The 5,616-nt window shown below is 31.1% G+C and carries 5 protein-coding genes; all 5 read left to right on the top strand.

The genetic code is table 11. The annotated features are described in order from the left end of the window. The coding region (locus tag MR285_RS00080) for an ACT domain-containing protein (protein WP_293557081.1) at positions 1-384 on the top strand (384 nt) is incomplete at its 5' end. Then, positions 374-1,351: an aspartate-semialdehyde dehydrogenase gene (locus tag MR285_RS00075; protein WP_293557080.1), complete on the top strand. Its 978-nt coding sequence runs from the start codon at positions 374-376 to the stop codon at positions 1,349-1,351. The genes MR285_RS00080 and MR285_RS00075, both read left to right, overlap by 11 nt. 1 nt (position 1,352) lies before the next feature. Further along, positions 1,353-2,534 (top strand): homoserine dehydrogenase, encoded by a 1,182-nt coding sequence (locus tag MR285_RS00070; protein ID WP_293557079.1) that lies wholly within the window; start codon positions 1,353-1,355, stop codon positions 2,532-2,534. Beyond that, entirely contained in the window at positions 2,531-4,825 is a 2,295-nt protein-coding gene (thrB, locus tag MR285_RS00065; RefSeq protein WP_293557078.1) for a homoserine kinase, read from the top strand. The genes MR285_RS00070 and thrB overlap by 4 nt, the downstream gene beginning before the upstream one ends. 133 nt (positions 4,826-4,958) lie before the next feature. Then, positions 4,959-5,462: an ECF transporter S component gene (locus tag MR285_RS00060; protein WP_293557077.1), complete on the top strand. Its 504-nt coding sequence runs from the start codon at positions 4,959-4,961 to the stop codon at positions 5,460-5,462. Positions 5,463-5,616: the final 154 nt, after the last annotated feature.

The following is a 5,616-nucleotide window of genomic DNA, read 5'->3' as shown; positions in this document are numbered from 1 at the left end:
ACTACTGTTTTTGAAAGTAACGACATATCAATTGAGCATATGCCTTCAAGTATTGATTCTGTTTCTGTAATTGTCTCAGATTCTTACATCGCTCCAAAAATAAATAAAGTCCTTGAAGAACTAAAAATTTACTTAAATGTAGATAATATTAGTTGGGAAAGAGATATTTCACTTATTGCGGTAGTTGGTCGTGGCATGATAAATGAAAAGGGTGTGTCATCAAGGACTTTTACGGCTCTTGCAAAGAAGGGCGTTAATATAAAAATGATAAGCCAAGGTTCTAGCGAAATTAATATTATTATTGGCGTTGAAACTAAGGATTTTGAAAAAGCTATTGAAGCTATTTACGCAGAATTTTATAAGGAGGAAAAAAATGAAGGTTAATGTAGCAGTTGTTGGTGCAACTGGCTTAGTTGGAAGCATGATGTTAAAGGTTTTGAGCGAGGAAAATTTTCCAATAGACAATTTATATTTATTTAGCTCAAAAAAATCTGCAGGCAAAATCATAAATTATTGTGGTAAAGATTACACTGTTGAGGAATTAAAGGAAGATTCCTTCGATGGAAGAGGAATAAAAATTGCACTATTTTCTGCTGGAGGATCTGTGAGTGAGAAATTTGCTCCAATAGCTGCAAAGGCTGGCGCAGTAGTTGTCGATAATAGCTCTACTTTTAGAATGGACCCCAATGTTCCCCTAGTTGTCCCTGAAATTAATCCTGAAGATATTAAAAATAACAATGGAATTATTGCAAATCCAAATTGTTCTACAATTCAGTCAGTCCTACCACTTAAACCAATTCACGATAAATACAAAATTAAAAGAGTTATTTATTCAACTTATCAATCTGTTTCTGGCTCTGGCATAAAAGGAATTTCTGACCTTGAAAAAGGCACTAATCTTGCATATAAATATCCAATTAAAAATAATTGTATTCCACAAATTGATGTATTTTTAGACAATGGATACACAAAAGAAGAGATGAAGATGATTAATGAAACTAAAAAAATACTTCACGATGATTCCCTTCTTGTTACAGCTACAACTGTGCGTGTGCCTGTTAGAAATTCCCATAGCATTTCTATAAATGTTGAAGTGGAAAAGCCTTTTAAAGTTGAAGATGTTAAAAAAATTATCTCAGAATATCCAGGAATAATTTTGGTGGATGATCCTGCAAAGGAAGTTTATCCAATGCCACTTATGTCTGCCGACAAAAATGAAGTCTTTGTTGGAAGAATTAGACGTGATTTTACTGTGGAAAATGGAATAAATTTATGGTCTTGCGCAGACAATATTAGAAAGGGTGCGGCGACAAATGCCGTGCAAATAGCAAAGAAACTCTTGGAGGTTTAATTTGAAAATTGCAATAATGGGCTTTGGCACTGTTGGGACAGGTGTCGAAGAAATTTTGTACAAAAAGAGAAATTCACTTTTAAAAAGAGATTTTGACATAATTATAGATAAAATTTTAATAAAAAATGTAAACAAAAATAGAAATCCACTAGATAAAAACCTAACCTTCACAGATAATTTTGACGAAATTTTGAATTCTGATGTGGACACAGTTATAGATGTAACTTCAAGTCTTGAAGAAACTCACGAAAGAATTGTAAAATTAATGAATGCTGGAAAAAATATTGTAACGGCAAATAAGGCTGTGGTTTCAAAATATTTTGAAGAGTTAAATGAACTTTCAATTAAAAAAAATGTCTTTTTCTCCTACGAGGCATCTGTTGCTGGTGCAATTCCAATAATTCATCCAATTATGGAAGAAGTTTTCATTAACGATATCTTTGAAATTTCTGGAATTTTAAATGGAACTTCTAATTATATTTTATCAAAAATGGAATTTGAGGGTTTAAATTATGATGAGGTTTTGAAAGAAGCACAGGACCTTGGATACGCAGAAGCTGACCCCACAGCAGATGTTTGTGGTTTCGATTCAATGAGAAAAATAAGAATACTTTCATCAATAGTTTATAATTCAAAAATTAATGAAGATGATATCTTTACTTTTGGGATCGCAAATGTAAAAAAATCTGATTTTGACTTTGCAAAGGCACTTGGCTACTCAATAAGACTTCTTGGGAAATCAAAATTAAAGGATGACAAAATAAATATTTCTGTAATCCCTACATTTGTAAAAGATGACTTTTTTGCAAAAAGCTTCGAATCTACAAATGCAATAAAAATTCTAGGCGAAAATTTTAAAAAATATGAATTAAAGGGTCCTGGAGCAGGAAAGCTTGAAACAGCAGATGCGATAATGCGAGACCTTTTGAGGATTCTTGCAAAAAGAGAAATTAAAACTTTCTATGATTCTGCAAATAATTATGTAGTGGAAAATAATTTAGAAAAAAATTATTATGTGAGATGTGAAAAATTTTCTAAGGAACTTAAAAATTTAATTTCATCAGAAAAAATAATTGGAGAAGAATATCACTTAATTACAAAGAAAGTAAACCTCAATAAACTAATAGATGCAATTGATGATTTTGACAAAATCTTTATTGCAGAAATCGAGGAGGAAATATGAAGTTTTTATCAACTAGAAATTCTAAATTAAAAATCTCAGCGAGAGAAGCAATTGTAAAGGGCATTTCAGATGACGGCGGACTTTTTGTGCCTGAATCTTTCCCAAGATTTAACATAATGGAAAATTTAAACCTTAAATATACTGACCTTGCACACAAAATTTTATCTCTATATTTAACAGATTTTGACAGTAAAAAGCTTCTTGAAATTATAGAAAAATCCTACGCAAGTTTTGAAGATGAAATTGCAAAAGTTTCCTATAAAAAAGACTTTTATCTTGAACTTTATCACGGAAAAACTTCTGCCTTCAAGGACTTTGCCCTATGCCTTTTGCCAAATCTCTTGTCCTACGCAAAAGAATCCCTTGGCATAAAGGAAAAAACTCTAATCCTTACAGCAACTTCAGGGGATACTGGAAAGGCTGCCCTCGAGGGATTTTATAACACTGAAAATATAGACATATTAGTTTTATATCCGACAGAGGGAGTTTCTGCAATTCAGAAAAAACAAATGGACTCAACAGATTCACTTAACTCAAAGGTAATTTCCATTGCTGGAAATTTTGACGACGCGCAATCTGCTGTTAAAAAAATTTTTAATGACAATAAAATAAAAAATAAATTGTCAGAAAAAAATGTATATCTTTCCTCTGCCAATTCAATAAATATTGGAAGACTTTTGCCACAAATTGTATATTATTTTTACGCTTACGCAAATCTCGTAAATTCCAAAAAAATATCTGTCGGCGACAAAATTTCTTTCTGCGTTCCCACAGGTAATTTTGGCGATATTTTGGCAGGATATTACGCGAAGGAAATGGGACTTCCCATAGAAAAACTAGTAATTGCATCAAATTCCAACAATGTCCTTACAGAATTTTTTATGTCTGGACTTTATGATGCAAATAAAAAACTGAAAAAAACTATTTCACCATCAATGGATATATTAGTTTCTAGTAACCTAGAAAGATTGTTATACCACAAATCATCTGATTCAGTTGTAAGGGAAAAAATGAAAGAATTATCTGATTCTCGAATTTTTACCTTCGAAAATGAATTTCCAGAATTTTTATGCGGATATGCAGATGAAGAAGAAACAAAAAATACTATTGCAAAAACTTTTCGCGAGGAAAATTATTTAATCGATCCTCACACAGCTGTGGCAAAGCATATAGTTGATGAGCTTGGACTAAAAAATACAGTAATACTTTCTACTGCAAGTCCTTATAAATTTTCATCATCAGTGCTATCTTCCCTTGGCGAAAAAGTTTCACAAGATGAATTTGAAAATATTGACTATCTTTATAAAATTTCCGGTGTAAAAATTCCAAGAGAAATAAAAAAATTAAAATCAAAAAAAATAATTCACGACAATAAAATAAATAAAGACGAAATAGAAGATGAAGTGTTAAAATTTGCAAATCGCGGCATGAGAATTGCTGTTCCTGCAACATCTGCAAATATAGGACCGGGCTTTGATTCTCTTGGACTTGCACTAAAACTATACAATACTTCTGAATTTAAAGAGAGCAAGGACTTAAAAGCCTTTGAAGAAAATTTAAAAGATAATTTGATATATAAAGCTTATGCACAAACTTTTGAATTTTACAGAGAGAAAGTTATTCCCGTAGACTTTAAACTAAAGTCAGATATACCAATGTCACGTGGGCTTGGCTCATCTGCAACTTGCATAATTATTGGAATAATGGCTGCATTTTCTGTCATGAATAAAAAATTCGACAAAAAAGAAATTTTAAAAATAGCAGCAAAAATGGAAGGACATCCCGACAATGTTTCTCCCGCAATTTTTGGAGGAGCAACTGCATCAATAATAGAAGATGAGGAAGTATATGTTGAAAAATTTAAAGTTTCAGAAAAAATAAAATTTTTGGCATTAATTCCAGATTTTAATCTTAATACAGAAATGGCAAGAGAAGTGCTACCAAAAAGTTACAACAGAGGGGATGTAGTATTTAACATTTCTCACCTATCATTATTAGTTTTGTCCTTGATTTCCGGAGATGCAAATAACTTAAAAGTTGCCCTTAAAGATAAAATCCACGAGCCTTATAGATTTAAACTCATTCCAGAAATAAATGAAATTGAAAAAATAATAGACGAAAGTTCAGCCATCGCTCACTACTTAAGTGGTTCTGGTTCAACAATTATGATTTTATTAAGGGAAAATGACAAAAATTCCGAAGAATTTATTAGAGAAAAGTTAAAAAATTTAAGTGGAGAGTATCAATTGATTCCACTTGAAATTGATGACAAAGGCTCTTTTATTATTTGATGAAATTTTTACAAAAGAACTCAATTCAAAAAAATTTTTGACATTTTTAAAAGGTCTCACTTGCAGACCTTTTTTCTTTATATAAGACAAAAATAGTGTTATCATAAAACTTATATTAATAAAAGGAGCAAATATGAAAAATTTCAAAGTAAAAGACTTAGTTATTACATCACTTTTTATTGCACTTGTCTATGTATTTACATGGATCGTGAAAATTCAGCTGCCCTTTGCACCAAATGGAGGACTTATTCACCTTGGCAATGTTCCCTTCTTTTTAGCTGCAATATTTTTCGACAAAAGAATTGGCATGACAGCAGGTGCACTTGGAATGGGACTTTTTGACTTGACAAGTGGTTGGGTAATGTGGTCTCCAATGACAGTTATATCAGCACTAATCATGGGTTACATACTAAATGAATTTAATTACAAACACTTGAAACTAAAAAACTTATTAATTTCCTTTGCGCTTGTTGCAATAGTAAAGGTTTTGGTTTACTACATTGGAGAAATATTTATCCTTTCATCTTTTATTACTCCACTTGCGTCAATACCTGGAAATATTATTCAAATTGCAGTTTCATCAGTAATTGTGCTTGTAGTTTTAAAGCCAATGGAAAGAGTTTTTAAAAACATTTAATCATTAAAAAAGATAGCAACAGCTATCTTTTTTAATATACAAGCGTAAACTCTCAAAATATCTTTTTATAAGCTTTTGAAATCTATTTTTGCCACTCTTATTTTTTACTTCAACTTCATTCAATTCCTTTAATATCAAGGCTTTTCATTTATTG

The organism is Peptoniphilus sp. (assembly GCF_022767005.1).
GTDB lineage: Bacteria > Bacillota > Clostridia > Tissierellales > Peptoniphilaceae > Peptoniphilus_A.
This window is presented reverse-complemented; position numbering and strand designations above follow the sequence as displayed.

Excerpts from the sequence above, each read along its gene's own strand:
- MR285_RS00060 (WP_293557077.1), top strand. The coding sequence starts at position 4,959 with ATGAAAAATTTCAAAGTAAAAGACTTAGTTATTACATCACTTTTTATT.
- MR285_RS00075 (WP_293557080.1), top strand. The coding sequence starts at position 374 with ATGAAGGTTAATGTAGCAGTTGTTGGTGCAACTGGCTTAGTTGGAAGC.
- thrB (WP_293557078.1), top strand. The coding sequence starts at position 2,531 with ATGAAGTTTTTATCAACTAGAAATTCTAAATTAAAAATCTCAGCGAGA.